Source organism: Marinobacter sp. M1C (assembly GCF_023314135.1).
GTDB lineage: Bacteria > Pseudomonadota > Gammaproteobacteria > Pseudomonadales > Oleiphilaceae > Marinobacter.
In genome coordinates this window covers 1,926,134-1,951,470 of sequence record NZ_CP092289.1, presented here as the reverse complement: position 1 = coordinate 1,951,470, position 25,337 = coordinate 1,926,134, and the positions used below count along the sequence as shown (strand labels likewise).

The window sequence follows — 25,337 nt, the reverse complement described above, 5'->3', positions numbered from 1 at the left end:
GCTTACTGACCTGTCAGCGCTTTGCTAATTCCACTGAATTTGCTGCTAAGAAACTGAAAGCTGGCCTGATAGTCCATGGCGTTGCGCATAAAGCGGCTCTGTTCTTGCTGGGCGTCTACCGTATTGCCGTCTACCGACGGCTGGTGCGGTGTGCGATACAACAAATCATTGTCGCTTAAAGAGCCGGGCGCACCGCCACCTTCGGTTATATGGCCGCTGTTAGTGGTGTTCATGCCGAAGCCGCCGGCGTTACTCTGCGCTTGCTTCATCATCGACTGAAAGTCGATATCACGGGCCTTGAAGCCCGGGGTGTCGGCGTTGGCGAGATTATTGGCCAGAATTTCTGCGCGCTGAACCCGTGCTTGAAGTGCGTATTGATGAATACCCAGTGCACTATCGAATGAGATTGCCATGCTGCCTCCGCAATTCTGTGCCGGCGGTTAACGAAAGATTGCCGGTTTCAGGTGTATGCAGAACATTAAGCAAGCTCGATGCCAGAATTAGGGCTCACACTTAAAATCGACTGTTTTTAATTGAAATAGCCCGATTTACAAACCTGAAAAAGGTAAAAGGCGGAAAACAGCTAAGATAAAGACACCTGTAAAAACACGTGCAAGAAACAGAATCGGAAAAGCGGCAATGCCCTGCCTGCCATCTGGCAATGTCAGAGCTGAGGATTAACAAGGAAATATGTCGCGTCACACTTTCCTTTTAGGCACAAACCCATAGACTCCACTGCGTTATATGTATCTGGAGCGTTTGTATGCATTTGGATCCCACATCATTACGCTTGTTTGTGCGGGTTTTGGAAACGGGCACCATCGCAGCGGTTGCCGAGCAGGAGTTTATCGCCGCCTCCGCCATCAGCAAGCGCATCAGTGAGCTCGAAATTTGTTTGAATTCCCAGTTGCTGGTACGCACCAACCGTGGCGTTGAAGGAACCCAGGCCGGCAAGGCGCTAGCCCAGCTATCAAGAGGCGTGCTGCATCAACTGGAAGAAGTGCATGCCCGCATGCACGAATACTCCCAGGGAGTAAGGGGCGAAGTGCGCATCGTCGCCAATATTTCCGCCATCACCCAGTTTCTTCCGGTGCAGCTGAAAACATTTCTGGACCAGCACCCCTTTATCCAGATTCAATTGGAAGAACGGATTAGCTCGGAAATTATTGAAACCGTGGCGCAGAACCAGGCGGACATCGGTATTTTTACCGAAGTACTTGGCAACACGGAAAACCTGACGATTCACCCCTACCAATGCGATCGGCTGGCTCTGATTACCGCCAACCAACACCCGCTAAGCCAAGCCAAGAGTCTGAATTTTGTGGATACCCTGCAGTACGATTACGTTGGCTTGCACACCGGCAGCGCCATTAACAACAAACTGTTGCAGGCAGCCGCCGCCGCAGAAAAAACATTCCGCATGCGTATTCAGGTAACCAGCTACGAAGCGCTGATGCGAATGGTCGAGCAGGACCTGGGCATCGGCATTATGCCGCAAGACATTGCGCGGCCTTACGTAAACACCCATCGCATCAAAACCATACCCCTCACCGACCGCTGGGCAAGCCGCAAACTGAAGCTTTGCACAAGCAATCTGCACCCGTTGTCACATGCAACGCTACGCCTGCTTGAACATCTGAAACCAAGCTCCTGAATCCAGCCATCGCAAACGGAGATGGCAGCCTCACATTTAACCATTTTGGCATTTTCAGGTTCCAGCTCATTATTTTGGAAAACATTAAGAAAGCGATACCATTTTAAGGTGAGATGAACATGACCAAGGAATCTTCCGGCGCCGGGGATCAGGAAACCAAACCGCTGCCCCTTGAAGGCGTACGTGTCCTCGAATTAGGGTCGCTAATTGCCGGCCCCTATGCCGCCAGCCTCCTTGCCCAGTTTGGCGCTAACGTCATCAAAATTGAACCACCAGGCACCGGTGACCCACTGCGGCGTTGGCGAAAAATGCACAAAGATACGTCTCTCTGGTGGTATTCACAGAGCCGCAACAAAAAGTCTCTGACGCTGAACCTGAAAGACCCCGATGCTCAAGCCATCGTTCATAAGTTGGTGGAAGAGAGCGACATTGTTATCGAAAACTTTCGTCCCGGAACTTTGGAAAAGTGGAATCTGGGCTGGGAGCAATTGTCGGCTATAAACCCCTCGCTAATCATGATTCGGGTATCCGGCTATGGCCAGGATGGGCCCTACTCCTCACGTCCGGGTTTTGCAGCTATTGCCGAATCGATTGGTGGTTTGCGCTATCTTGCAGGTTATCCGGACCGCCCCCCGGTAAGAGCAGGCGTCAGCATTGGCGATACCCTGGCGTCGCTGTACGGCGTGATTGGCGCGATGATGGCCATGCACCACCTCAAGGTAAACGGCGGCAATGGCCAATACGTGGACGTTGCGCTTTACGAAGCTGTGTTTGGCGTTATGGAGAGCATGATTCCCGAATATGGAATGTTCGGCTTTGTGCGTGAGCGCACCGGCGCCAGCATGCCGGGTATTGCACCCTCCAACACCTACCGCAGCGGTGACGACCGTTACATTGTTATCGCTGCAAACAGCGACAGCATATTCAAACGACTGATGAATGCGATTGGCCGTCAAGACCTGGCGGACGACCCCGAGCTTGCCCACAACGATGGCCGCGCAAAGCGCAGCGACGAACTGGATGAAGCCATTGAAGCCTGGACGTCCAGCCATAATCTTGCTGACGCCCTGGCCGTGCTTGAAGACGCGGCGGTGCCTGCCAGCCGGATCAATACCGCGGCCGATATTTTTGAAGACCCTCACGTCCGAGCTCGCGGAATGATTACCGAACAACCACTTCCCGGTGGCGGTGAAATATCGTTGCCAGGAATTGTGCCTAAACTGAGCGCCACCCCCGGCACCACCCGCTGGCTGGGCCCTGGCCTTGGCGAACATAACATCGAGATTCTGGAGGGCCTGGGCTACTCTGCAGCAGACATTCAGGCACTAAAAGACAAGGATGTGATCTGATGTTTACCGAACTGCCAAAACGAATACTGATCAACGAGGTCGTCACCCGTGACGGTTTTCAAAGTGAACCGGATTTTATTCCGACAGCTACCAAAGTTGACCTGATAAACGCCCTTGCCAGCCTTGGTTTGAACAAAATTGAGGTTACTTCGTTTGTTTCGCCGCGCGCCGTGCCTAACCTGAGTGATGCCGCCGATGTCATTCGGGCTATCAACAATGACACCCAGACACGCTATGTAGCGCTTGTGCCAAATGAAAAAGGCTGCACCCGTGCACTGGAACTCGGCGTTGATGAAATCAACTTGGTAATGTCGGTCAGCGAAAGCCATAATCTGGCGAATATGCGCATGACCTGCGACCAGTCGCTGCAGCAATTTCAGCGAATTGCCGAAATGACCTCCGGAACGCCTATGCGCCTGAATGGCTCTTTGGCCACCAGCTTTGGTTGTCCATTTGAAGGCCAGCAAACACAAGAGCGGGTACTGCGCTTTGTTGACGCTTATCTCGAGCGCGGCCTGCACAGCCTAACCTTGGCCGACACCACCGGCATGGCAGTGCCCAACCAGGTACAGTCATTGTGCATGGCTGTGCGCGAACGCTGGCCAGAGCTGGAACTGACACTACACTTCCACAACACCCGAGGGCTTGGCCTAGCAAACGTGCTTGCGGCACTCGCCGCCGGGGTTAACCAGTTTGACGCCTCGTTAGGTGGGTTGGGCGGCTGCCCCTTTGCACCAGGTGCTACCGGCAATATTTGTACCGAAGACTTGGTTCACATGCTGAATGAAATGGGCCTGAATACAGGCGTAGACCTGAACGGCTTGCTGTTGCAATCACAACGCCTGGCCGAGATCGTCAATCACGACCTGCCCGGGCAGGTTCGCAAAGCAGGGCCACGAAACCAGACCCGGCCACTCCCGCAATCGGTAAAGCAATTGATGCAAAACGGCCGCAACTGATCAGGCCACCCCAAAGAGAACTAAAAAAAACAAGGAATGATCATGAAATTAAAACACCTTCTCTATTCCGGCGTACTCGTGTCTGGCCTTATCGCCATGCCAGCACTTGCTGAAACCACCTTAAAGGTGACGCTGCAACTGCCGCTGACGCACCACTTGGGTCAGAACCTGGTCGATTTCAAAAACGAAGTAGAAACAAACAGCAACGGCGACATCAAAATTCAGATCTTCCCGTCGGCGCAGCTGTATAAAGACAAAGAAGTCCACGGCGCCGTGAGCTCTGGCGCCATCGAAATGGGCGTCATAAGCGTCACCCAGTTGGCTGGCACCATTCCGGCGGTTGACGTTTTTTACGTACCCTTCTTATTTCCAAACAACGACAAAGTTGTAAAAGCCACCGCGCCTGGAAGCCCCGTGCGTACCCTGCTAGACGATGAAATCATTAAAACCGGCGCTCGCCCATTGTGGTGGCAGGCGTACGGCGGCGTAGCGCTGCTTTCCAAAAGCAAACCTATTCAGCTGCCGGACGACATGAAAGGCATGAAGGTGCGCGTGTTCGGCAAAACCCTCGGTGAATTCGCCAAAGCTGTGGGCGCCGCCCCTACCGTAATGGCAGGGTCTGAACAGTTTTTGGCTTACCAGCGCGGAACCGTGGATGCCGGCATGACAGGCGTGACAGCCGTTGGCCCTCGCAAGCTTTATCAGGTAATGGACCACCTGACCCTGACAAACCACGCCAACATTGAGTTCATGACCATCATCAACGAAAAAGTGTGGCAGGACCTTACCGATGGCGAACGGACTATTCTGCATAATGCAGCCGTAAAGGTGGAAAAGCAGCTGCGCGACAAAATTCAGACCCTTGAGGCCGATGCCATCGCAAACGCCAAGAACGAAATGAATGTGATTGAACTTAGCCCAGCGGATATCGCCAAATGGCAGGAGGCAACCCTCCCTGTGCTTGATGGCTTTATTGAAAACGCAGGCCCACTCGGACAGCAAGTAATTGACGCCGCTCGCGCGCTTTAAATCTAGCCATACCCTCCAGTAACGGACGCCTGCTTAACAGGCGTCCGTTACTGTCGATGTTCTGTTGTCGGAATTACTCATGTCAGATGTCAACGCCTCATTAAAAGATCCGCAGGCATGGCGCGCCACTCATCCATCACTTTGGGTGCGCATAAACCACGCTATTGTCACCCTTTGCGGGCGACTTGCTGCGGCCTTGTTTGTGGTTATTGCAGCCATGATTACCTACGAAGTGATTGCCCGTTACCTATTCCTGTCCCCCACCATTTGGGCGGGAGATCTGTCATTGATGTGTCAGATCTGGGCATCTTGCCTGGGCGCCAGTTGGCTGCTGCAGCATCAAGCTCTGATTCGGATAGATATGCTTATCAGCCGCTTTGGCCCACGCTTACGCGTCATCGCAGAGCTTTGGTCGCTGCTCGTTATTGCGGTGTTTTCAGGCTGGGTTACGTGGTACGGCGCGCAAATCGTGATTGGCGCCATTGCCATAAATGCTGCATCCGCCTCCATGCTGGGGTTGCCGATGTGGATCACCCAAAGCGCTATTCCGCTGGGCTTTGGTTTACTGTTTATTCAATGCCTGACCGAGGCCGCACTTGTGCTGACAGGCCATCTGCAGCCCGCTGAAGAGGTGCACGTCTGATGTCTGTTGCGCTGATTATATTTGCCCTGCTAATGCTTTTGCTTTCAGGTATACCGGTGGGTTTTGTACTGGGCGGGCTTGGCCTTGCCATGCTGTTGCTGGCTGACATGTCGCCGCTAATGGTCCCCATGGCTTTGTATTCTTCGTTCGACAGCTTTATTTTGCTGTCTGTTCCGCTGTTTCTGTTGATGTCTAACATCCTGCTGCAAGGTGGCGTCGGTAAAGATCTGTTCAATGCGGTTCAAACCTGGGTTGGCCACTGGCCCGGCGGTCTGGGCATCGCAACCATTGCCTCGTGCACGATTTTCTCGGCTATTTCAGGGTCGTCTGTGGCTACAGCCGCAACCATAGGCAGTGTTGCCATTAAAGAGATGACCGACCGCGGCTACCATCGGCCTTTTGTATTGGGCTTGATTGCGGCCGGGGGCACGCTCGGCATTCTGATTCCGCCGTCCATTCCGATGATTGTGTACGGCGTTATTACCGAAGAATCCATAGTGGATCTGTTCCTGGCGGGCGTTGGGCCGGGCTTGATCATGGCGGGTAGCTTTATCGTATTCAGCTTTGTGTACGCAACACTTGGCAAAGCTTGCACTCCGGTGCCTAAGGCATCCAAAAGCGAACGCCTTGCAGCAACGTTGCGCGCACTGCCCATCATTATGTTGGCGGTGATTATTATTGGCGGTATTTACGCCGGTGTATTCACGCCTACGGAATCTGCAGCCATCGGCGTGACCTTGTCGCTGGTTATTGTGCTGGCCCTGAAAACGTTCAGCTGGGATAGCTTCAAGGTGGCCTGTATTGCCACCATGAAAACAACAATAACCATTTTCATAATCATGGCCGGCGCCAAAGTATTCGGCAAAGCCATCACCCTGTATCAGATTCCCCAGGACATCTCGATGTTCGTCAGCATGCACATTGGCAGCGCCGGCCTGTTCATACTGGCGGTGTGTTTGGTGTTGCTGGTGATGGGTTTTTTCCTGGAGTCTATATCGATGCTGCTGATTATGATGCCGGTGCTTTATCCGTCGCTGGCCCCGTTGGGCATTGACCCCATATGGTTCGGCATCATTTTCGTGATCATGATCGAATGCGCCCTGATCACACCACCAGTGGGGCTTAACCTGTTCGTGATACAAGCCGTTGCCGGGGGCAAAATCATGGACGTTGTGCGCGGCGTATGGCCATTTATCTTGCTGATGTTTGGCTGCCTGTTAATCGTTTATTTCTTCCCTATTGTTGCGCTTTACTTACCCTTCCACCTGTAACAATGACAGCCGGGGTTCGCTCCGGCTGTGTTGCCTTGTCAGAAAAACGTTTATTCTCGTCACACTATTGAGCGAAAAGCCGCTCTTTCACGTAGATTGGCTACTGAATCTTCAAGCCAATTATTGTGGAGCAAGCCCGTGGCAAAGATCTGCATCTTCCCCATTCCCGGGTGCGTCACCTTCCCCGGCACTGTGTTCCCGCTACACGTGTTTGAACCGCGCTACCGCGCGATGATTCAACACTGCCTGGAAACCGACACCCTATTGGCCATCTGCCACACCGAAAAACAGTTAAGCCCGGGCAAACAAGCAGAGTCTCTGGAGCAAGCGCTGAGTTCTAATCAAGCCACCTATCGGCCCTACAACGTGTTCAGCGCAGGCCGCTGCGAGCTTCTGGAAACCATGGAAGACGGTCGCCTGCTGCTGAACGTGCACATACAGCAGCGCTACCGGCTGGATCAGCAACTGCAGCAGTTGCCGTATCAAATCTATGAGTGCACAGAGTTTAATGACCAACCGCTTAGCGACAGTGAAACCCGCGAATGCGCCGAATTGCGGGATAAAATTCTGCATCGGCTGGCCGCTCTGGGCCACGGCGACCCGACGATTCGGAAATCGGTAAACCAACTGGCGGAATCGGAAGAATGGCAGGCAAAAACCGACGGCCAGTTCAGCTTGGCGCTGTTTGGCGTGGTGCAGTTTGAGCCTGAGCTCATGCAGGAAATTCTGGAAATGGATTCAGCGCCCCAGCGCCTGGCCCAAACGCTGGGGCTACTGAACGACCTCTAAAGAGTGCCCTAAAGAGTGGCTTAAAGAGTGCCCTTACCTAAAGAGTGCCCTAAAAAGTGCCCTAAAAAGGGTGCTTTGGGAAGTGCTCTATTAAGGGTGTTTTTTAAGCGTAAATAGCCGCTGGCTACTGCGGCCAGCGTGACACAAACGCCCCCGGCTCAAGACGTGGCACCGCAGGCTTGGCACAAACAACGCTGCCCGTGTAAATAAAGCCAATCACCGATTCCTGCTCGCTCAAACCCAACGCCCGTGTAACCGCCGGATTATAAGCCGGCGACCCGGTTCGCCACATAACACCGAAGCCCGCATCCTGAAGCGCCAGCTCCAGCAACGTGGTGCCCGCTGCAGCGGACAAAACTTGCTCGCTGGCCGGAATTTTCGGATGTTCGACCGGTGACGCAATCGCGATAATCACCATGGGCGCCCGAAGCGGCGATTTGCGAAGTTTCGCCAGGGTTTTCTCATCGGCTTCCGGATCGTAGGTGTCTGCAAACAAATCGCCCAAGCGTTCAAGACCTTCGCCTTCTACTACCAGGTAACGCCAGGGCCGCAACAGGCCATGATCTGGCGCTCGTGCCGCGCAGGAAAAAGCCTGCGCCAGAACGTCTGGCCCCGGCGCCGGTGCCTGCAGCCGGGGCTCAGAGCTTCGGGCAAGAATAAAATCGCTGATAGCCGTCATATAATCCTGTCAGGTGTTAAAATAAATCCTTGGTATAGCACTCAATGGTGACAATCGAATATTGCTGTTAGGCTGAGTGCCCTCGTGTAAAACCAACAATTAAAAGCGACATGGAGGCTACTGTGAGCGCGCCCAACATCTTTCATAGCTTTGCTGAATTCTACCCCTTTTACTTAAATGAGCACCGTAACCGAACCTGTAGGCGATTGCACTTTATTGGCAGTTCACTGGTGCTGGCGGTCATAGCCTGGGTGGCTGTGTCTGGCAATCTGCTTTGGCTGCTGGCGCTGCCGGTGATCGGATACGGCTTCGCCTGGGTTGGCCATTTTGGCTATGAGAAAAATCGCCCTGCTACATTCCGCCACCCCCTTTATAGTTTGATGGGCGACTGGGTTATGTTCAAAGACATGCTGACAGGAAGGATTCAATTCTGAAATGAGCAGAGCATCTGCCAACATTCGCGGTACCGGAACAACCCCCGCTAACGCTATCGACACCGCTGAAGAAACACCAGTGCCCATCATGCCCCCTTATCTTGGCCGCACACTGGGTTACGCCGCCGTCGCCGTGATTGTGGTCGCAGCTGCTGTGGGTAGGCTTCACTCAGAATGGCTTTTTGGCATGGCGGGGTTTGCCTTGGTTTGGCCACACCTGGCCCAGCTGTTTTCCCTGGATGCCCGCAAGCGGAACTCAACCACTGTTGGTCAAAATTTGTTGCTAATAGATTGCGCCATTTCCGGGGCGTTTATCGGTAGCCTGGGGCTGGCAAGCATATCCGCCGCCACCATTGCGTTAATGGTGATGTTCACCTGCTTTATGGTGGGAGGCTTAAAGCAATGGGCAAAGGGTAGCCTGATACTTTCTGCGTCGGCGCTGGCCATGTTCTTTCTATTCAACCCTGACCATGCCATCACCCTACCCCCCCTTGCAGATTTACTGGCGGTGATCGTAGCCGGTGTTTACATTTGCGCAACCGCTCTGTTTTCCCACCAGCAAGCCAAAGCCCTGCGCCACGCAACCTTATTGATTCAAATCCAGCGCGAACAGTCCATCGCACTGTCGCAAAAATTGTCGAAGTACATGTCACCGCAGGTATGGCAAACCATCTTTACCGGCCAGCGGGATGTACGCCTGGAAACCCAGCGCAAAAAACTGGCGGTGTTTTTTTCAGACATTCAGGGCTTTACCGAGCTGTCGGAAGAAATGGAGCCGGAAGCCTTGACCGATGTGTTAAACCACTACCTCAATGAAATGTCGCAAATTGCCCTCAAACACGGCGGCACCATTGACAAGTTTGTGGGCGACTCCATCATGATCTTTTTCGGCGACCCCACCAGCCGTGGTCAACGGGCAGATACGTTGGCCTGCGTGTCTATGGCCATCGACATGCGCAAACACATGAAAATACTGCGCCAGAACTGGCGCAGTAAAGGCATCAAAACCCCGCTGCAGATTCGTATGGGCATCAGCACCGGCTATGCCACCGTTGGCAACTTTGGCGCCGAGAATCGCATGGATTACACCATCATTGGCAAGGAAGTGAACCTCGCCAGCCGCCTGGAGCATCTGGCACAGGCCAGTGAAATTCTGGTAACACACGAAGCCTTTTCGCTGATTAAAGACAGCATCATGTGCCGCGATAAAGGCGAGGTAACGGTTAAGGGCTTCAGCAGGCCCATTGCGGTGTATCAGGTAATCGATTATCGCTGCGACCTGGGCCGCAACCGCAGCTTTCTGGAACACGAACACAGTGGTTTTACCCTGTATCTGGATTCCGCAAAAGTGAACGAAAACGACCGAACCGCCATACTGCGAGCGCTAGACGAAGCCTCTAGCCGCTTGCGCCATCAGCGGGACTAGACAGCGCAAACGCGACTCAAAAAAGGCTACTGCCGTATCAGGCGCGGGCCGGAATTGGCATCAGCACGGGTGCTGCGCCAAGGGTTAATGTCCAGGCCGCCGCGGCGGGTATAGCGGGCGGCTACCGTCAGCGCCTGCGGCTTACAATGACGCATCAGGTCGGTGAACAGAGTCTCTACGCAATGCTCGTGAAAGTCCTGCTTCTGGCGAAAACTCACGATGTAACGCAGCAGGCCAACCCGATCCAGTTTCGGCCCGGTATAGTCAATCAATACCGAACCCCAGTCTGGCTGCCCGGTTACCGGGCAATTACTTTTCAACAGGTGTGAACACAACTTTTCGCTGACGATTTCTGTACCGGTTACAAGGGACTCTGGCGCATAGTCGTAAACCACATCCACCAGAGGTTCGTCATCAATCAGCTGATATTCCTGCGGCCGCCCCTGGGCCAGAGCGCCTTCATCTACGCTGTGCAGGGTCACCCGAACCGCGGCGCCGCACGCTGACGACAGGTCTGCAACAATCACTTCGCAAACCCGCTCAGCACTGGCGTACACGGTCTGGTTCAGTGAATTCAGATACAGCTTCAGCGATTTTGACTCAACCAGCTGCGGCGATTCTGCCGGAAACTCAATTTCCGCCCAGGCCACCACCGGCACACCGCCAGGGCGCAGCCAAGACACTTCCCAAGCCTGCCATAAGTCCCCGCCAAACCAGGGCCAGCGACCGTCTTGAAGGCCTATGCGCTGCCGGTTGTGCAGCCGCGGAATCGGAAACAGCTGGCCGGGATCGTAGGTGTCCGGGTATTCGCTGGCTTTCCCCAGCGGCGCGTTATCAAGTGCCATACATTTTCCTGAATCAGTTACGAATGCCTTTGCCACGGCGCAACAAGTTCAATGCAACCGCTGCCAACACCACAATAAAGAGTAGAATCATACCCAGAGACACAAACGGATTCACGTCTGAAACACCCAAAATGCCGTAGCGAAAGCCATTTACCATGTACAGAATCGGGTTGGCCATAGACACCGCGCGCCAGACGTCTGGCAGCAGATTGATGCTGTAAAAAACGCCGCCCAGGTAGGTCAGCGGTGTCAGTATGAACGTGGGCACAATGGAAATATCATCGAATTTTGTCGCCAGCATGGCGTTGATAAAACCGCCCAGGGAAAACAGCGCCGAGGTCAGAAACACCGTAACCACAACCATCAGCAGGTTGTGAATTTGCAAGTGGGTAAACGCCAGCGATACCAGCGTAACAATCACCCCGATGCCCAGGCCTCGGGCCATACCACCAAACACGTAGCCGGCCAGAATAATCCAGTTTGGCACCGGCGATACCAGCAGTTCCTCAATACTGTGCTGAAACTTCATCGAGAAAAACGACGACACCACGTTGGCGTAGGAACTGGTAATCACCGCCATCATGATCAGGCCAGGCGTAATAAACTGCATGTAGTCGAAACCGTCCATCTTACCGATGCGGGAACCAATCAAATTGCCAAAAATAATAAAATACAGGGTCATGGTGACCGCCGGCGGCAAAAGGGTTTGCGGCCAAATACGGGTAAAGCGACGAATTTCACGGCTCAGAATGGTATAAAATGCGGTCCATAACGCGTACGAGTTCATAACTGAGCCTTTGGATCGTTGTCACTATTATCGGCGTTGGCTTCGACCATGCGAACAAACAACTCTTCCAGGCGATTCGCTTTGGTGCGCATGCTGTCTACCTCGATGCCCTGCTGCTGTAGCTGCAAAAAAACCTGGTTCAAACCGGACCCTTTTTGCACATCCACCTCCAAAGCACCGTCATTATCAAAGCGGCAAACATAACCGTTGAGCTCGGGCAGCTGTTGACGACCACTGGCAAGATCCAGCACAAAGGTTTCCACGCTCAACTGCTGCAGCAACTCGCGCTTGCTGGTGTTTCGCAGAATCTGGCCGTGATCAATAATGGCGATGTTACGGCACAGGGCTTCGGCTTCTTCCAGGTAATGGGTAGTCAGAATGATGGTGGTGCCATTGCGGTTCATTTCTTGCAGAAACGTCCACATAGAACGGCGCAGCTCAATATCCACGCCCGCGGTGGGCTCGTCCAGAATCAACAGGCGCGGTTCGTGCACCAGCGCGCGGGCAATCATCAGGCGCCGCTTCATGCCGCCAGACAGCATGCGCGACGGTGTATTGCGCTTATCCCATAGCCCAAGCTGTTTCAGGTATTTCTCGGCAGAGATCAACGCCTGCTTTAGTGGAATACCGTAATAGCCGGCCTGAGTCGTCACAATATCCAGCACTTTTTCAAACTGGTTAAAGTTGAATTCCTGGGGCACCACGCCCAAGTTAAGCTTGGCCGCCGACAGCTCGGTGTCCAGATCATGGCCAAACACTCGCACCTGCCCGGCGGATTTATTCACCAGCGATGACACCACCCCCAGGGTGGTGGATTTGCCGGCGCCGTTGGGGCCTAGCAACGCAAAAAAGTCGCCTTTGGCCACTTTGAGGTCAATACCTTTGAGGGCCTGAAAACCATTGCCATAGGTTTTGGTCAGGCCCTGGATTTCCAGAGCGTAAGCCATAGACATTCCTGAAAGAAAAACATGGGGCTGAATGCGGGAACGGCGTGACTGGATACTGCGTCACTTTTTATAGACTGCGTGCCGCGCCACTCCTCAAAGCGCACGGCAGACCTGTTCGAGCAGGAATATTAACCGTTATGGGTTGCTGTCGGCAAACTGTAAACCGTAACCCTCAGGGGTTTTACGCCGCACCACCATGTGCAAAATCGGAGCCGCCATTGGCAAGCCCTGCACTTGAACGGTCACTTTGTCCCCAAGTTGAGGGGCAAATTGTTGGTCTTCAATCGCAATAAACACGCCACCGTCAGATATGTCGCGGGTACCAAACACAAAGTTGCCCAGGGTTTCATGCTCAACTTTCACAGTCGCACTCATGGATGTACGCAAGTGTTCGCGGCGATCATCTGGGCTCATAGAATTTGCACCAATGCTGAAGGTTGCTGTTTCCATGAAGAGTACCACCAAATTTCTCAAAGTATAGGCAGGCAGTATTGACTATTTGGGTAATACAAATGAGAATGGTTGGCGTTGTTAATATTCATTCAGCAAAGTCTGACAAAACACACTCCCCCAACCAAGGTTTCCATTATGCGATTGAAACTTGCTGCCACAGCTGCCATTGCCCTGACCGCCATGCCCATGGCCGCGTTTGCTGATGGCGAAGTGAACATCTATTCCTACCGCCAGGCTTACCTGCTGGAACCTCTGCTGAACGCATTCGAAAAAGAGACCGGTATCGAATCCAACGTGGTATTCGCCAAGCAAGGCCTGGCCGAGCGCCTGGACCGCGAAGGTCGTAACAGCCCCGCCGACGTGGTGATGACCGTCGACATTTCCCGCATCGACGAACTGGTAGAGCGTAACCTGCTGCAGGGCATTACTGACAATGAGAGTCTGAATAAGAACATCCCTGAAAACCTGCGCCACCCAGATGGCCAGTGGTTCGCACTGACAACCCGTGGCCGTTTAATCTTCACCTCCAAAGACCGCGTTGAAGAAGGCGCAATCACCACCTACGAAGACCTGGCAGACGAAAAATGGAACAACCGCATTTGTATCCGCAGCGGCAAACACCCTTATAACATCGCTCTGATTTCTTCGATGATTGCTCACCACGGTGAAGCAGACACCGAAAAGTGGCTGGAAGGCGTGAAAGATAACCTGGCACGCAAACCCCAAGGCGGCGATCGCGATCAGATTAAGGCCATAGCAGCTGGCGTGTGTGACGTAGCGATCGGCAACAGCTACTACTACGGCAACATGCTGCAGGATGATAACGAACGTGAAGCCGCCGAAGCTGTGCGCCTGGTATTTCCCAACGCCGATGGCCGCGGTACCCATATTAATATCAGCAGCATTGCGCTGACCAAAAGCGCACCGAACAAAGACAACGCCATCAAACTGATGGAATTCCTGTCTTCTGCAGAAGCGCAAAGCATCTACGCCGAAGCGAACTCAGAGTATCCGGCCAACCCGAATGTTAAGCCCGTTGGCCTGGTTGCCGAGTGGGGCGAAATTCATCCGGACTCCCTTTCATTGCAGAAAATTGCTGACAATCGCAACGCCGCCGTGAAACTGGTGGACCGCGTAGATTTTGACGGCGAATAAGCCCGTTTAATCGTGAAACAGCCTGCGGCAGCGACTTTCTGCCGCAGGCTTGCTTGCAGGCTAGCCCTCAGCTGTCTAGAATCGGAATCCTTTTCATCATCATTTTGAACCAGTCTTCGTCAATGGTTCATTGCCTTTCAGCCTCTGTGTCGGGCTGAATCAGAAGGATCCACATGTCTGAAGCTGCCACCGGCGCCCACATTGCGCTGGCCCAACCGCTGCACATCAAGCGCACATCTAAACGCTGGCTGATTGCCGCGGCACTGATTACCGCCATTGTCGCTCTACCTGTGCTTGCCGTTATTTACATGGCGTTTTTCCCAGACGAAAACATCTGGCCGCACCTGATGAGCACCACCCTGCCGCGCTACCTGGTAACCACCCTTAAACTGATGCTGGGCGTAGGCATACTTGCCTTGGGCATTGGCCTGTCCAGTGCGTGGGCCGTCACCATGTGCGAGTTCCCTGGCCGCAAGTATTTTGAGTGGGCCATGCTACTGCCCTTCGCCGTGCCGGCTTACGTTATTGCGTATGTGTACACCAGCCTGCTGGACTACGCCGGGCCGGTGCAAACCACCCTGCGCTCCGTGTTTGGCTGGACCAGCGCAGCGGATTACTGGTTTCCCGAAATCCGCAGCCTGGAAGGCGCCATCCTGATGATCGGTTTGGTGCTCTACCCTTACGTGTACCTGCTGGCCCGCGCGGCGTTTTTGGAACAGTCACCGTCGCTGTTCGCTGTTAGCCGCAGCCTGGGCCACTCCGCCATCAGCACGTTTTTTCGTATCGTGCTGCCCATCGCCCGCCCGGCGATTGCCGTTGGCTTGTCACTGGTGATGATGGAAACCCTCAACGATTTTGGCACCGTCGACTTCTTCGCCGTGCAAACCCTCACGACCGGCCTGTTTGATACCTGGATGAACCTGGGCAATCTTGGCGGCGCTGCACAGATAGCCAGCGTCATGCTGATATTTGTACTGGTGCTGGTTACCCTCGAACGCTATTCCCGCCGCCGCCAGCAGCAGTTTGCCGCCCGCGACAACCGCGAGCCCATTCGCCGCTTTACCATGTCGTTTCCACGCCAGATGATCTGTGTGGCAGTGTGTGGCATTCCGGTTTTGTTGGGCTTTGCCATTCCAGGCGCCACTCTGGCCACCTACGCCATCGAATATTTCAGCGAAAGCTGGAACCCGGATTTTATTCAAAACACCCTGAACAGCCTTTTCCTGTCTAGCGCTGCCGCGCTCACCACGCTGGTTATTGGCGTAACTCTGGCCTACAGCCGCCGTCTGCATAACACCCGTGGCATGCAGGTGCTAATGCGGCTGTCGAGCCTGGGCTACGCCATGCCCGGCGCCGTACTTGCGGTCGGTGTGATTGTGCCATTAGCAGGATTTGATAACTGGCTAGATAGCCTGATGCGGGATTACTTTGGTTTCAGCAGCGGCCTGCTGCTTAGCGGGTCCGCGTTTGCACTGATATTCGCCTACACCGTGCGTTTTTTGGCGGTGTCCGCCGGCAGCGTGGAAAGCGCCCTGCAGAAAATCACCCCGAGTATGGACATGGCGTCACGCTCGATGGGGCATACGCCGGGCAAAACTCTGGTGAAAGTTCACCTGCCCATGCTGCGGGGCACCCTGGTAACCGCAGCGCTGGTGGTGTTTGTAGACTCCATGAAGGAACTGCCAGCCACGCTGATTCTGCGGCCGTTCAACTTTGAAACCCTGGCAACCTACGTGTACCAGTTTGCCTCTGACGAAAAGCTGTTTCACAGCGCATTGCCGGCCCTGATTATCGTGGTGGCCGGCATTATCCCCATTATTCTGATGAGCCGCTCCATTTCCAACTCGCGAGCCATGAACTGACGCCCCTTTTTATTCTAAAAGACTTTCAGCGCGTTAACCGGCTCGCGAACGCACGTCAGTGACCACAAAACGCCCCTTAAAAATAGCCGCAGGCTCTTGCTGCGGTGTCAGCGAGGGTGCACCGCAAAAAATCTCGGCCGTCAGCTCCAACCGCGCACGTCCGTGGCGAGCCAGGCTTTTCCGAAAGTGGTCCGGCATCTCGCCGTCGGGCAAACGGCACACACTAAAGAAGTCCCCATCCACCGGCGACTTGTATTCAATCGTGCCCGTTTGCACCACCACTGTGCCTGCCAGCTGAAGGTCAGCCAGTGCCAGTTCAGCGAGGCTCCAGGCAGCGGTTACGCCAATACCGTAAAGGCTGCCACCAAAGCCCGTGCCCTGGTGATTGCTGTTGGGTGCAAGCGGAGCGCTCAACAGCAAGGCCGTACCGTCCCACTCCAGCAATGTCAGGCCCATAGCCTTGGTTAATGGAATCTGCTGATTGATACGCTTTTGAAACTGCGCAAGGCTCGACATGCCATACTCCTGAAAACATGCTGCGGAAAACATGTTCCTGAAAAAAAGGTACACCCCTATAACGGCATACCTACAAATAAACTTTGGTTTTTTTACAGAAAAGCCCGGCCATTGCCGGGCTTTTCACAGAATCACCGGTGTTTAATGCCAGATCACCGGTTTACGTTCGGCATACCAGCCTTCTACCTGGCTTTCGTAAGCCGCTTCAACCACGTTACGTTTAAGCTTAAGCGTAGGCGTTAAAAAACTGTTTTCGATCGACCACTCATCCGTAACCACCGCAATGAACGCCAGTTTCTCATGTGGGTCCACCGCATTGTTTACCTGCTCCCGCAGGGTGTTCAGCTCTGCTTCAACGGTTTTGCGTACCGCCGGGTCTGCCATCTGCGGCCGCAAATTTTCATTGAGCAGTACCAGTGCAAACGGGTTGGTCTGATTGGCGCCGGAAACACACACCATCTCAATGCTTTGATTTGCCATCAGCCGGTTCTCCAAAGCGGCCGGGGCAATGTACTTACCTTTACTGGTTTTGAACATCTCTTTGGTGCGACCGGTCAGTTTCAGGCGCCCCATCTCGTCCATCTCGCCTTTATCACCGGTTTTCAGGAAACCGTCTTCGCTCATGGCTTCGCGGGTGCGCTCTTCATCTTTGTAGTACCCCATCATAGTGGCCGGGCTTTTTATCAGCACTTCACCGTTGTCATTGATGCGCGTTTCCACACCGGGCAAGGCCTCGCCAACATAACCGATTCGCGAGCGCCCCGGTTTGTTCATGTGGGAATAGGCCAGGTTCTCGGACATGCCATAACCTTCCAGCAATTCCAGCCCAAGACTGCGATACCAGCTCAGCACATCATTAGACAGCGGCGCAGACCCGCTGCCCGCCAATGTCACCTTGCCAAGCCCCAGGCCATTGACAATTTTTTTCTTGATGACACCGCTGACCAGAGGAATTTTCAACAACAGATTGAGCTTTTTCTGAGGCATTTTTTTCAGTACGCCGTGCTGGAATTTCACCCACAGCCGGGGCACAGACAGGAAGAGCGTGGGCTGAGCACGCTGTATATCGCTCACGAACGTGTCCATAGATTCAGCAAAATACAGCTGGAAACCGTTATACAGTGAGCCCAGCTCAACAAACGTGCGCTCCATTACATGGGCCAGCGGCAAATAAGACAGCATGCGCTCACTCTGCGATAGCCCCAGTGTTTGGGTGCCTCCCTCGGCGGCAAACGCCATGTTTTCGAAACTCAACATAACGCCTTTGGGCTGACCGGTGCTGCCAGACGTATAAACCAGCGTTGCCAGTTCACCGGCTTCGCGCTTTACCTCGCCTTCCAGCGGCGCCGTATCCCGAATAATGTCGTTCCAGGTTACAAAATCGGTGGGCGGGCTGGTTGGAAACGAAATGCAGTGCAGGGTCTCTGGCACACCGGGTTTCATCATGTCCCAGTCGTCCAGCTTGCCAACGAACAGCGCCTTGCACTCGGAGTGCTCAAGAATATAGCCAACCGTGGTCGCGTTCAGCGTCGGATAAATGGGTACAGACACATAGCCCGACATCCAGATTGCCCAGTCCGCCATCACCCAGTGGGCGCAATTTTTCGAAATCAGCCCAATACTGCTGCCAGCCGGCAGATCCAGCGATTGCAGATACACAGCCATGCGCCGGGCTTCATCAGCTGCACGGCGCCAGGTAAACTCGTCAACCTGGCCGTTTCCTATCGGCTGAGTCAGGTATAAAGAGTCCCCTATGGTGGCCTCCCAGTGGTAAATCATGTCGAGAGGTAGCTTATTCGTTGTTTTCATTTGATACCCTGCTCATGCAGTCCGATTAGACAGCAGCCTTGTAAACCTTGGCAGTAAGCGCTTATTGGTCTGTATATCACGATGACACATTACACCAACGTATGATGTCTTAAAATATGTGAGCCAAACATAAAATGCTACCAATATCCGCAATCGCCTGCCGGCCTTGTAACGCCCGCCAGACCAAGGCAAAATCGCGCCGGGCTCCCTAAGCCCGCAAGCGCAAATCCTGTGGTAAACTTCCGCTCCTTGCACAGGCAAAGCAAAAATAACCGACATAAAATCAGTTAACCGACCCGGAGATGGTTGTATGGCCAAGAGAATGTTGCGCACCCTGATTGGTGCATCCGTGCTTGCCGCTGCCAGTTTTGTTCAGGCCGCAGAGCTCCCTGTTGTTGCTATTACCCAGATTGTAGAACATCCCGCTCTGGACTCGGTCTATGAAGGCATAAAAGATGAACTGGCAGAGCGCGGCTATGTAGACGGCGACAACATTCGCATCATCCACGAAAGCGCTCAGGGCAACACCGGCATTGCCGCCCAGATTGCGCGTAAATTTGTGGGTGAAAGCCCGGCTGTTATCGTCGCCATCGCCACGCCGTCTGCGCAAACCGTTGCGGCCGCAGCCCGCGATATTCCGGTTGTATTTTCCGCGGTAACCGATCCGCTGGGCGCCAAGCTGGTGATATCACTGGATGCACCCGGCGCCAACATCACCGGCGTATCAGACATGCTGCCCATCGAAAAGCACCTGGATTTGCTGCAGCGCCTGGTACCCAACGCCAAGCGTATCGGCACGGTTTACAACCCGGGTGAAGCCAACGCCGTGGCCTTGGTAGACATGATTGAAGAAAGCATGAAAGCCCGCGACATGGTGCTGGTGAAAGCCGCCGCCACCAAAACCTCCGAAGTACTGGGCGCTGCGCGTTCGCTGGTGGGCAAAGCAGATGCCATCTACCTGACCACGGATAACACCGTCATCAGCGCAGCAGAAGCCGTGATTTCTGTGGGTGAACGCTCGAAAATTCCAGTATTCGCCGCTGACACAGCCACGGTTTCCCGCGGAGCAGCTGCCGCGCTGGGCTTCAATTATTACGATCACGGCCGCCAGACCGGTGCCATGGTGGTACGCATTCTGGAAGGTGCTAACACCGCCGATATGCCGGTAGAAACCATGGACACCCTAGACCTGTTTGTGAACCCGGAAGCCGCCGAACGCATGGGCATGACCATTGCCGATGACATTATTGCGGAAGCCAAAGAAGTGGTTTCCAACGCCAAGTAAAGCCTGACTTACACGGGCAGGCGGTAACCAACCCGACCTGTCCGTTTTCTTTTACAGCGAACCTTATTCATGCTCAGTAACATTGCCTTTTATGGCGCATTAGAAACCGGCCTGATATACGGCCTGGTTGCCTTCGGAATCTACCTGTCATTCCGTGTTCTGGACTTCCCCGACTTAACCGTAGACGGCAGCTTCCCCCTTGGTGCCGCCGTAGCCGCCATGCTGATTATTTCCGGCTGGAACCCCTGGCTGGCAACCGGTGCCGCGATACTGGCCGGCATGGCCGCCGGTGCCGTAACCGCCCTGCTTAACGTAAAACTTAAAATCCTGAATCTGCTGGCGTCTATTTTGACGATGATTGCGCTCTATTCCATAAACCTGCGCATTATGGGTCGCCCCAACGTGGCGCTGTTAATGGAAGACACGGTGCTAACGCCCTGGTACAGCCTGGGGCTTGAATATCATCAGGTACCGGTGTTGCTGTTCACCCTCGTTATTGGTGTGTCGCTGTTTCTGCTTTGGCGCTTCATGAAATCTGAAACCGGGCTGGCCATGCGCGCCACCGGTGCAAACGCCCGTATGGCTCGGGCCCAGGGCATCGCCACTGGTGGCATGATTGTTCTGGGTGTCGCGGTATCTAACGGCTTGGTGGGCCTGGCCGGCGCACTGTTCGCCCAAAGCCAGGGCGCAGCCGACGTCACCATAGGCGTAGGCGTTATTGTGATCGGCCTGGCATCGCTGATTGGCGGTGAAGCGGTTATTACGCCCACCAGCGTGTTTCGCGCGTTGCTGGCCTGCGTGGTCGGCGCCATCATTTACCGCCTGGCCATCGCCTTCGCACTGAACGCCGATGCACTGGGCCTGAAGGCGCAAGATCTGAACCTGATTACCGCTGTGCTGGTCACCCTGGCCATTGTTCTGCCCGGTGCCCGCGTGTCACTGATGAACAAATTCAAACGCAGAAAAGCCTGAGGAGGCACCATGATTACCGCAACTGACCTCCGGCTTACCTTCGGCGAAGGCACCCCCCTGGAAAACCCGGCTCTGCGTGGCATGAGCCTGACCGTCAACCAAGGCGAATTTGTCACCGTTATTGGCAGTAACGGCGCCGGAAAATCCACTTTTTTGAACGCCCTGGCCGGCGAAGTACTGGTCGACAGCGGCAAAATTCTTGTGGATAACATCGACGTAACCAAGCTGCCAACCCACAAGCGCACCGGTCGCGTAGCGCGGGTATTTCAAGACCCGTTAGCGGGAACCTGTGAAGGCTTGTCCATTGAAGAAAATCTGGCCCTGGCCATCAAACGCGGCAAACACCGCGGCCTGGGCACAGCCGTGAAAAAACAGTATCGGGAACGCTTTCGCTCCAGCCTGGCCACGTTGGGTTTGGGCCTGGAAAACCGACTGAGCGACAAAATGGGCCTGCTCTCTGGCGGCCAGCGCCAGGCCGTTAGCCTGTTGATGGCAAGCCTGACACCGTCCAGCATTCTGCTGCTAGACGAGCACACCGCCGCGCTGGACCCAAAAACCGCGTCTTTCGTGCTGGAGCTGACCCAGAATATTATTGCTGAACAGAAACTTACGGCATTGATGGTCACCCACAGCATGAAGCAGGCGCTGGAAGTAGGCACCCGCACCGTGATGCTGCACCAAGGCGAAGTGGTGTTCGACATTGCCGGCAAAGACCGCGAAGGGCTGGAAGTAAAAGATCTGCTCAACCTGTTTGAACAACAACGCGGCCTGACCGTAGACGACGACAGCCTGCTGCTGGGCTAAACCCTGTCACACGGCGGTTGTCTGAAAAGACACACCCGCCCCCAACACATTGAAGCCCTTCGGTTTTCAGTTTATTGCGATTTTGCAAGCGCTATACCATTGATTTTAACCCTCGAATCAGCCCGGCCCATAGCCGAGCTTTTCTTTTAAACACTTTACATCCCATCAGGCCGTCAGGCGGGTTCTTGCGATGCGATTAAAAGCAGTAATCGGGGGTAGCGTAAATTGCCCCTGATTACTCGCATTTATGAGGATCCATCTGAACCGGAATCAGGTCCTGCGGATGCGTGCCAGTCCCAGGCCGAGTAGGCCGGCACCAAAGAGCAGCACGCTGGCTGGTTCTGGAACAGCCTGCTGGCGCACCGTGGCTTTGAAATCAAATCCTTCAGCGAATCCGAATTGATCGAGAAGGATGACTAGAAATGAATCCGCGTCCGCGTTCAGGGTCAGGTTGCAAAATCCGCATCCGGGATAAGTCGCAAATTCGGTGGTTGCATTGAGCTGCGTCAGGGTGCGGCCATCCTCCGAGATGGTGCCATTGAAGAAACCGAACGGCGAAGCAGTGGGAAGGCTGAAATTGGCCAGGCCTACGGTGACGTTGAAGCCGAGAAGATCGCTGACATCAAAAGACGAGCCGGCGGTCGCCGCATCATCACGGATCTCGATGAACCCGGTGAGCAAGTCACCGATCGTGAAGGGTGCGGCAGGCACTGGATCGAATGCGCCGCCACCGGTTACCGTTCCCGTCAGATCAATAAACGCGGCATTGGCCGTTCCCACCATCGTCAACAGGCAAATACCCACACCTGCTCCTTGGAAGCTGTTCATCACTTGCTTAAATTTGCTCAAACTTGCCATGAGAAAAATCCTTGTTTCGGTTGTCGTGTAAAGGCAATTGTTTTCTGTGAATCCGTCAAGCGGGCACCACATACTGCCTTCGGACGCCCGATACAACTTTTCCCAAAAGTTATTGAAGCAAAAAATAAGCCATCATATTTAATTGATCAAAAGCAAGTGGTTAGTATTTTTAGTCTTTGGCGGCTAGCTTCACATGTAAAAATACCTGACGATTTTTTGAACAAGTGTCGGGTCCTGGGTGAGTGCTCGTTTTGCGGACAAATAGACTGCGGGTGGCCTGGCCGTAGACGACAACCTGCTGCTAAGTTAAACCCTGCCACAAGGCGATTGTCTGAAAAGACACACCCGCTCCCCAACACATTGAAGCCCTTTGGCTTTCAGTTTGTTGCGATTTTGCAAGCGCTTTACCATTGATTTTAACCCTCGAATCAGCCCGATCCATAGCCGGGCTTTTCTTTTAAAAACACTACATCCTGTTATACTCATACTCATTCCGGCCTATATATAGGGCTACACACTAATCTGTTGTAGAAATAAATACGTAAACACACGCAAATTTCCAGTCCGGCGTTCACTAGAAGCGTCTGGCGAAAGCACTGATAAAGTAATGACATGGCGCGCTGTACGCGGCGACGCTTTTTTTCCCGACACACACAGTTCGAGGGCGGCAATGAACGCTAAAGCACAGGCATTAGTCACAACCATTCCGATGCAAGACGCATCACTCGACATCTGGAACAGCAAGTACCAGCTGAAAACCAAAACCGGCGACGCCGTCGACAAAGACATTCTGGCCACCTATGAGCGCGTAGCCCGTGCCCTGTCAGAAGTCGAAAACAAAGACCTGCGCGCCAAACATTACAAAGACTTCGCCTGGGCCCTGAAACACGGCGCCATTCCTGCCGGCCGCATTATTTCCAACGCCGGCGCACAGTCGCACAAGCCTGCCACCTCTACGATTAACTGCACCGTTAGTGGCAACATTAACGACTCTATGAACGACATTCTGGGGAAAAACCACGAAGCAGGCCTGACGCTCAAAGCCGGCTGTGGAATTGGTTATGAATTCTCTACCCTGCGCCCCCGCGGCGCCTACGTCGCCGGCGCCGGTGCCACCACATCCGGCCCGCTGTCGTTCATGGATATCTTCGACCGTATGTGCTTCACCGTGTCTTCAGCCGGTGGCCGCCGCGGCGCTCAAATGGCTACGTTTGACATTCACCACCCAGACATCATCGACTTCATTCAGGCCAAGCGTGAAGATGGCCGCCTGCGCCAGTTCAACCTGTCGCTGCTGATCACCGAAGACTTCATCAACGCCGTACGTGACGACGCCGACTGGAACCTGTCCTTCCCGGTGACCGATAAAGAAGTGGAAGAAGAAGGCCTGGACCTGACCGACCCGGCCAAGTTTGTATACCGTGACTTCCCGGTCGTAAAAGACTACGTGATGAACGCCGAAGGCAAAGTAGCCTGCCGCATTTACCGCACTCTAAAAGCCCAGTTCATCTGGGACACCATCATGACCTCCACCTACGACTACGCCGAGCCGGGTTTCATCCTGATCGACAAAGTAAACCAGATGAACAACAACTGGTTCTGCGAGGACATCCGTGCCACTAACCCTTGTGGCGAACAGCCCCTGCCCCCTTACGGCAGCTGCCTGCTAGGCTCGGTGAACCTGACCATGTTCGTGGACTACCCGTTCACCGACAAAGCCAGCTTCAACTATGAAAAGTACAAAAAAGTCGTCGGCATCTTCACCCGCATGCTAGACAACGTGGTGGAAATCAACGGCCTGCCACTGGCACAGCAACGCCACGAAATTACCTACAAGCGCCGCCACGGCATGGGCATTTTGGGCCTGGGCTCTACCCTCGCCATGCTGCGTATGCCTTACGGTTCTGAAGAATCTGTGGTGTTCACCGAAGACGTCGTACGTGAAATGGCCGTAGAAGGCTGGCGCCAGTCCCTGGCCCTGGGCGAGGAAAAAGGCGCGGCGCCGATCATGGACGACGAGTTCGAAATTACCCCGAAAATGCTCGGCAAATGCCCGCAGCTGAAAGCCGACGGTTACAACCTGGGCGACAAGCTCAAGGGCCGTGTGCTTCACGCCAAGTACAGCCGCTACATGCAGCGCATCGCTGAAGTAGAGCCAGAACTGATAGCCCAACTGACCGAGAAAGGTGGCCGCTTTACCCACCACACCTCCATCGCGCCCACCGGCACTATCAGCTTGTCATTGGCCAACAACGCCAGTAACGGCATAGAGCCAAGCTTCTCGCACCATTACGCCCGCAACATCATTCGCGAAGGCCGTAAAACCAAAGAGAAAGTCGACGTGTTCTCCTTCGAGCTGCTGGCTTACCGCCACCTGAGCAACCCGGGCGCCATGCCGTTCTCGGACGACGCTGACAAAAAACTGCCGGATTACTTCACCACATCAGATGACGTAACCCCGGCCCAGCACGTAGACATCCAGGCCGCGGCCCAGTTGTGGGTAGATTCGTCTATCTCCAAAACCGCCAACGTGCCCACAGACTTCCCTTACAAAGACTTCAAAGACATTTACATGTACGCCTTCGACAAAGGCCTGAAAGGCTGCACCACCTTCCGCTTCAACGCAGAAGCTTTCCAAGGCGTACTGGTCAAAGAGTCCGATTTGGAAAACACCGTCTACGAATTCACCCTGGACGATGGCACCAAAGTAAAACTGAAGGGTAACGAACAGGTCGATTACGACGGCGAAATTCACAGCGCCGCCAACCTGTTTGATGCTTTGAAAGAAGGCACTTACGGAAAATATTGATC

General features: G+C 54.2%; 24 protein-coding genes. 15 read left to right on the top strand and 9 right to left on the bottom strand.

Annotated features, from left to right (window positions below; all coding sequences use genetic code 11):
- Window positions 1-2: 2 nt before the first annotated feature.
- Window positions 3-413: a flagellar basal body rod protein FlgB gene (gene flgB, locus MIH19_RS09330; protein ID WP_249008597.1), complete on the bottom strand. Its 411-nt coding sequence runs from the start codon at window positions 411-413 to the stop codon at window positions 3-5.
- Window positions 414-763: 350 nt separating this feature from the next.
- On the opposite strand from flgB, the gene MIH19_RS09325 reads away from it, so the two are divergent.
- The 7 genes from MIH19_RS09325 (at window position 764) to MIH19_RS09295 (ending at window position 7,694) form a co-directional block, all read left to right on the top strand.
- A complete protein-coding gene (locus MIH19_RS09325; RefSeq protein WP_249008596.1) occupies window positions 764-1,654 on the top strand; it encodes a LysR family transcriptional regulator in 891 nt (296 codons plus the stop codon).
- Window positions 1,655-1,773: 119 nt separating this feature from the next.
- A complete protein-coding gene (locus MIH19_RS09320; RefSeq protein WP_249008595.1) occupies window positions 1,774-3,003 on the top strand; it encodes a CaiB/BaiF CoA-transferase family protein in 1,230 nt (409 codons plus the stop codon).
- An 11-nt stretch (window positions 3,004-3,014) separates the two neighbouring features.
- Window positions 3,015-3,962: a hydroxymethylglutaryl-CoA lyase gene (locus tag MIH19_RS09315; RefSeq protein WP_249008972.1), complete on the top strand. Its 948-nt coding sequence runs from the start codon at window positions 3,015-3,017 to the stop codon at window positions 3,960-3,962.
- 42 nt (window positions 3,963-4,004) lie between these two features.
- Complete coding sequence (gene dctP, locus MIH19_RS09310) at window positions 4,005-4,991, top strand: TRAP transporter substrate-binding protein DctP (protein WP_249008594.1); 987 nt, start codon at window positions 4,005-4,007, stop codon at window positions 4,989-4,991.
- Window positions 4,992-5,070: 79 nt separating this feature from the next.
- Window positions 5,071-5,634, top strand: a complete 564-nt coding sequence (locus MIH19_RS09305; protein ID WP_249008593.1) for a TRAP transporter small permease — start codon at window positions 5,071-5,073, stop codon at window positions 5,632-5,634.
- Window positions 5,634-6,905, top strand: a complete 1,272-nt coding sequence (locus MIH19_RS09300; protein WP_249008592.1) for a TRAP transporter large permease — start codon at window positions 5,634-5,636, stop codon at window positions 6,903-6,905. The genes MIH19_RS09305 and MIH19_RS09300 overlap by 1 nt, the downstream gene beginning before the upstream one ends.
- 138 nt (window positions 6,906-7,043) lie before the next feature.
- Window positions 7,044-7,694 (top strand): LON peptidase substrate-binding domain-containing protein, encoded by a 651-nt coding sequence (locus MIH19_RS09295; protein WP_249008591.1) that lies wholly within the window; start codon window positions 7,044-7,046, stop codon window positions 7,692-7,694.
- 124 nt (window positions 7,695-7,818) lie between these two features.
- On the opposite strand, the gene MIH19_RS09290 is transcribed toward MIH19_RS09295, so the two are convergent.
- Window positions 7,819-8,373, bottom strand: a complete 555-nt coding sequence (locus MIH19_RS09290) for a nitroreductase (RefSeq protein WP_249008590.1) — start codon at window positions 8,371-8,373, stop codon at window positions 7,819-7,821.
- 110 nt (window positions 8,374-8,483) lie between these two features.
- Between MIH19_RS09290 and MIH19_RS09285 the strand changes: the two genes are divergently transcribed.
- Both MIH19_RS09285 and MIH19_RS09280 read left to right on the top strand, forming a co-directional pair.
- Complete coding sequence (locus MIH19_RS09285) at window positions 8,484-8,807, top strand: Mpo1-like protein (RefSeq protein ID WP_249008589.1); 324 nt, start codon at window positions 8,484-8,486, stop codon at window positions 8,805-8,807.
- Window position 8,808: 1 nt separating this feature from the next.
- Window positions 8,809-10,233, top strand: coding sequence for an adenylate/guanylate cyclase domain-containing protein (locus MIH19_RS09280; protein WP_249008588.1), 1,425 nt, complete (start codon window positions 8,809-8,811; stop codon window positions 10,231-10,233).
- Between the two features lie 26 nt (window positions 10,234-10,259).
- On the opposite strand, the gene queF is transcribed toward MIH19_RS09280, so the two are convergent.
- From queF to MIH19_RS09260, 4 genes are all read right to left on the bottom strand, one after another.
- Window positions 10,260-11,078, bottom strand: a complete 819-nt coding sequence (gene queF / locus MIH19_RS09275) for an NADPH-dependent 7-cyano-7-deazaguanine reductase QueF (RefSeq protein WP_249008587.1) — start codon at window positions 11,076-11,078, stop codon at window positions 10,260-10,262.
- A gap of 13 nt (window positions 11,079-11,091) precedes the next feature.
- Window positions 11,092-11,865 (bottom strand): ABC transporter permease, encoded by a 774-nt coding sequence (locus MIH19_RS09270; protein WP_249008586.1) that lies wholly within the window; start codon window positions 11,863-11,865, stop codon window positions 11,092-11,094.
- Complete coding sequence (locus MIH19_RS09265) at window positions 11,862-12,812, bottom strand: ABC transporter ATP-binding protein (RefSeq protein WP_249008585.1); 951 nt, start codon at window positions 12,810-12,812, stop codon at window positions 11,862-11,864. Before MIH19_RS09265 ends, MIH19_RS09270 begins: the two co-directional genes overlap by 4 nt.
- Window positions 12,813-12,947: 135 nt before the next feature.
- Complete coding sequence (locus MIH19_RS09260; RefSeq protein WP_249008971.1) at window positions 12,948-13,226, bottom strand: PilZ domain-containing protein; 279 nt, start codon at window positions 13,224-13,226, stop codon at window positions 12,948-12,950.
- A gap of 174 nt (window positions 13,227-13,400) precedes the next feature.
- Here MIH19_RS09260 and MIH19_RS09255 point away from each other — a divergent pair, with 174 nt between their 5' ends.
- Together MIH19_RS09255 and MIH19_RS09250 are read left to right on the top strand one after the other, a co-directional pair.
- Window positions 13,401-14,420: a Fe(3+) ABC transporter substrate-binding protein gene (locus MIH19_RS09255; RefSeq protein ID WP_249008584.1), complete on the top strand. Its 1,020-nt coding sequence runs from the start codon at window positions 13,401-13,403 to the stop codon at window positions 14,418-14,420.
- A gap of 173 nt (window positions 14,421-14,593) precedes the next feature.
- Window positions 14,594-16,282, top strand: a complete 1,689-nt coding sequence (locus tag MIH19_RS09250; RefSeq protein ID WP_249008583.1) for an iron ABC transporter permease — start codon at window positions 14,594-14,596, stop codon at window positions 16,280-16,282.
- Window positions 16,283-16,315: 33 nt separating this feature from the next.
- Here the strand turns inward: MIH19_RS09250 and MIH19_RS09245 are convergent, their stop codons facing one another.
- Both MIH19_RS09245 and MIH19_RS09240 read right to left on the bottom strand, forming a co-directional pair.
- A complete protein-coding gene (locus tag MIH19_RS09245) occupies window positions 16,316-16,798 on the bottom strand; it encodes a thioesterase domain-containing protein (protein WP_249008582.1) in 483 nt (160 codons plus the stop codon).
- A gap of 141 nt (window positions 16,799-16,939) precedes the next feature.
- Entirely contained in the window at window positions 16,940-18,607 is a 1,668-nt protein-coding gene (locus MIH19_RS09240) for an AMP-binding protein (protein ID WP_249008581.1), read from the bottom strand.
- A 310-nt stretch (window positions 18,608-18,917) separates the two neighbouring features.
- On the opposite strand from MIH19_RS09240, the gene MIH19_RS09235 reads away from it, so the two are divergent.
- From MIH19_RS09235 to MIH19_RS09225, 3 genes are all read left to right on the top strand, one after another.
- Window positions 18,918-19,892, top strand: coding sequence for an ABC transporter substrate-binding protein (locus tag MIH19_RS09235; RefSeq protein ID WP_249008580.1), 975 nt, complete (start codon window positions 18,918-18,920; stop codon window positions 19,890-19,892).
- A 69-nt stretch (window positions 19,893-19,961) separates the two neighbouring features.
- Entirely contained in the window at window positions 19,962-20,864 is a 903-nt protein-coding gene (locus tag MIH19_RS09230; RefSeq protein WP_249008579.1) for an ABC transporter permease, read from the top strand.
- A 9-nt stretch (window positions 20,865-20,873) separates the two neighbouring features.
- Window positions 20,874-21,668 carry an ABC transporter ATP-binding protein gene (locus MIH19_RS09225; protein ID WP_249008578.1) on the top strand — a complete coding sequence of 265 codons (795 nt, stop codon included), beginning with the start codon at window positions 20,874-20,876 and terminating at the stop codon, window positions 21,666-21,668.
- Window positions 21,669-21,938: 270 nt separating this feature from the next.
- Here the strand turns inward: MIH19_RS09225 and MIH19_RS09220 are convergent, their stop codons facing one another.
- A complete protein-coding gene (locus MIH19_RS09220; protein ID WP_249008577.1) occupies window positions 21,939-22,526 on the bottom strand; it encodes a PEP-CTERM sorting domain-containing protein in 588 nt (195 codons plus the stop codon).
- A gap of 670 nt (window positions 22,527-23,196) precedes the next feature.
- Here MIH19_RS09220 and MIH19_RS09215 point away from each other — a divergent pair.
- On the top strand, window positions 23,197-25,335 hold the full coding sequence (locus MIH19_RS09215) for an adenosylcobalamin-dependent ribonucleoside-diphosphate reductase (RefSeq protein WP_249008576.1): 2,139 nt from the start codon (window positions 23,197-23,199) through the stop codon (window positions 25,333-25,335).
- Window positions 25,336-25,337 lie beyond the last annotated feature (2 nt).

What these genes read in the sequence shown, in the direction of transcription:
- flgB (WP_249008597.1), bottom strand. Translation starts at nt 413, where the DNA reads ATGGCAATCTCATTCGATAGTGCACTGGGTATTCATCAATACGCACTT.
- MIH19_RS09325 (WP_249008596.1), top strand. Translation starts at nt 764, where the DNA reads ATGCATTTGGATCCCACATCATTACGCTTGTTTGTGCGGGTTTTGGAA.
- MIH19_RS09320 (WP_249008595.1), top strand. Translation starts at nt 1,774, where the DNA reads ATGACCAAGGAATCTTCCGGCGCCGGGGATCAGGAAACCAAACCGCTG.
- dctP (WP_249008594.1), top strand. Translation starts at nt 4,005, where the DNA reads ATGAAATTAAAACACCTTCTCTATTCCGGCGTACTCGTGTCTGGCCTT.
- MIH19_RS09305 (WP_249008593.1), top strand. Translation starts at nt 5,071, where the DNA reads ATGTCAGATGTCAACGCCTCATTAAAAGATCCGCAGGCATGGCGCGCC.
- MIH19_RS09300 (WP_249008592.1), top strand. Translation starts at nt 5,634, where the DNA reads ATGTCTGTTGCGCTGATTATATTTGCCCTGCTAATGCTTTTGCTTTCA.
- MIH19_RS09290 (WP_249008590.1), bottom strand. Translation starts at nt 8,373, where the DNA reads ATGACGGCTATCAGCGATTTTATTCTTGCCCGAAGCTCTGAGCCCCGG.
- MIH19_RS09285 (WP_249008589.1), top strand. Translation starts at nt 8,484, where the DNA reads ATGGAGGCTACTGTGAGCGCGCCCAACATCTTTCATAGCTTTGCTGAA.
- MIH19_RS09280 (WP_249008588.1), top strand. Translation starts at nt 8,809, where the DNA reads ATGAGCAGAGCATCTGCCAACATTCGCGGTACCGGAACAACCCCCGCT.
- queF (WP_249008587.1), bottom strand. Translation starts at nt 11,078, where the DNA reads ATGGCACTTGATAACGCGCCGCTGGGGAAAGCCAGCGAATACCCGGAC.
- MIH19_RS09270 (WP_249008586.1), bottom strand. Translation starts at nt 11,865, where the DNA reads ATGAACTCGTACGCGTTATGGACCGCATTTTATACCATTCTGAGCCGT.
- MIH19_RS09265 (WP_249008585.1), bottom strand. Translation starts at nt 12,812, where the DNA reads ATGGCTTACGCTCTGGAAATCCAGGGCCTGACCAAAACCTATGGCAAT.
- MIH19_RS09260 (WP_249008971.1), bottom strand. Translation starts at nt 13,226, where the DNA reads ATGAGCCCAGATGATCGCCGCGAACACTTGCGTACATCCATGAGTGCG.
- MIH19_RS09255 (WP_249008584.1), top strand. Translation starts at nt 13,401, where the DNA reads ATGCGATTGAAACTTGCTGCCACAGCTGCCATTGCCCTGACCGCCATG.
- MIH19_RS09250 (WP_249008583.1), top strand. Translation starts at nt 14,594, where the DNA reads ATGTCTGAAGCTGCCACCGGCGCCCACATTGCGCTGGCCCAACCGCTG.
- MIH19_RS09245 (WP_249008582.1), bottom strand. Translation starts at nt 16,798, where the DNA reads ATGTCGAGCCTTGCGCAGTTTCAAAAGCGTATCAATCAGCAGATTCCA.
- MIH19_RS09240 (WP_249008581.1), bottom strand. Translation starts at nt 18,607, where the DNA reads ATGAAAACAACGAATAAGCTACCTCTCGACATGATTTACCACTGGGAG.
- MIH19_RS09235 (WP_249008580.1), top strand. Translation starts at nt 18,918, where the DNA reads ATGGCCAAGAGAATGTTGCGCACCCTGATTGGTGCATCCGTGCTTGCC.
- MIH19_RS09230 (WP_249008579.1), top strand. Translation starts at nt 19,962, where the DNA reads ATGCTCAGTAACATTGCCTTTTATGGCGCATTAGAAACCGGCCTGATA.
- MIH19_RS09225 (WP_249008578.1), top strand. Translation starts at nt 20,874, where the DNA reads ATGATTACCGCAACTGACCTCCGGCTTACCTTCGGCGAAGGCACCCCC.
- MIH19_RS09220 (WP_249008577.1), bottom strand. Translation starts at nt 22,526, where the DNA reads ATGGCAAGTTTGAGCAAATTTAAGCAAGTGATGAACAGCTTCCAAGGA.
- MIH19_RS09215 (WP_249008576.1), top strand. Translation starts at nt 23,197, where the DNA reads ATGAACGCTAAAGCACAGGCATTAGTCACAACCATTCCGATGCAAGAC.